At 38.7% G+C, this 1,666-nt stretch carries 1 protein-coding gene; it reads left to right on the top strand.

Annotation, left to right across the window (positions count from 1 at the left end):
• The first annotated feature begins 135 nt into the window (after positions 1 to 135).
• A complete protein-coding gene (locus C200_RS13185) occupies positions 136 to 1,590 on the top strand; it encodes a DUF6880 family protein (protein WP_016212282.1) in 1,455 nt (484 codons plus the stop codon).
• Positions 1,591 to 1,666: the final 76 nt, after the last annotated feature.

Raw genomic sequence — 1,666 nt, forward strand, 5'->3', positions numbered from 1 at the left:
TAAATGAGCACACAAATGGTTCGCCCTCCGTCATCTGAAGTGCAAAACGACGATGACTCAATTACAATGGCTCAAAGGGTGGGCTATGTCAGTGCTCAACCTGCCTACCAAGAATTTAAACTTTAAAGGATCGTCATGCCAAAGCTCAATCGTGAAACCTGGTCAAAAAAACTAGAAAAAATCAGCCAGGATAAATTGTTTGATTGTATACTCTCTTATGCAGAAGAAGATAAGTTTTTAAAAAAAAAGCTGGACTTATTACTCGTCAGTCTCGATCCAAAAAAATTAGCGAAAAATCTCAAAGCCGAAGTTAATACCATTAAACGCGGCAAGAAATTTTTAGAATGGCGTGAAGCGTCAGGCTTGGCTTATCAGATTGATCAAATTATTGCTGCAGTTAATAAAAATCTCCGGGGGCAAGCGCCAGAACTGGCTGCCGAGGTGTTGGAGTTATTAATCACCTCCGATAATGTTGTTTTTGAGCGTGCCGATGACTCTAATGGGGATTTAGGCGGTTGTTATCGGTATGCGGTTGAATGTTGGGGTAAGACTTGGGCACAGGCTGAGAAAATAGACCAGAAAAAACTCGCAGAGAAAGTCTTCGATGTTGCATTAGAAAATGATTATGGTGTGCGCGATAATACAATTTCTAAATTTAAACAAGCCTTAAACAAAGAAGGTGTTGATCATTTAGAGCGTTTAATTAAGGAAACACTTTCAAAGCTTAAACCACCTAAAGAAAAAGAAAAGCTTAAAAAGATAGGGAATATTGTTTTTTTTGATCGTGCTGATCTTTCTGAATTAAAAGAAAGAGGACGTCACAGTCATTTAAAAACTGCGTTACAAGAAATCGCGGACTTGCGTGACTCAGTGGATGATTATATTGATCTGTTACGTCAAGAATCACCCGAGCTTCATGCTTATCAAATTATTGAAATTGCAAAACGTCTTATTAAAGCTTGGCGCTCTAAAGAAGCCATCGATTATTTAGTCAGTTGTGATGAGCCACTTCATTGTCAACATGAAATTAATAAATTGCTCATCGAAGCCTATGAATTAGAGGGGTTAGGTAAAGAAGCACAAAAGATTCGTTGGCATGAATTTGAGCAACACCTCGATGCTAAAAGCTTTCAAGTCTATATAAAGCATTGCACGGCTAAAGAAGTAGGTGCTGCTAAAGAAAATGCGATTCGTCTAGCAAAAGAACAATCACTGACCATAAGTTTTGAGTTTTTAATCGAAATGGGTGAGGTGGCCACAGTGGCTGAGTGGGTGCGTGAAGAGGGTGAAGTACGCAATGTGTATTATTCACCCTTACGCCAGTTGTCAAATCAACTGGCCAAACATGAGTGTTTTTTAGAAGCCGTTTTGTGTCGTCGTATGCTTGTTAAGGGCGTACTTACAAAATCTCAATCTAAATACTATAAATATGCCGTCAATGATTTAAAGCAAGCGATGAAATTTGCTAAAGAGGTCAAAGAGTGGGGGGATGTTTCTTCACAAGCTGATTATCACGCGAAATTGAAAGAGGAGCACAAGCGTAAATCCTCACTTTGGCAATTAGTTAAAGAAGCAGGCTTAAGAATTTAGATTCAGGAATTTCAAAAAAATGGGCACTGTTGCAAAAAATTTAGATTTGAGTAGGGTGTAGCAATCAACGGAAGTT

It is taken from the genome of Piscirickettsia salmonis LF-89 = ATCC VR-1361, from assembly GCF_000297215.2.
GTDB lineage: Bacteria > Pseudomonadota > Gammaproteobacteria > Piscirickettsiales > Piscirickettsiaceae > Piscirickettsia > Piscirickettsia salmonis.

Coding starts and splice junctions, on each gene's coding strand:
- C200_RS13185 (WP_016212282.1), top strand. CDS start 136: ATGCCAAAGCTCAATCGTGAAACCTGGTCAAAAAAACTAGAAAAAATC.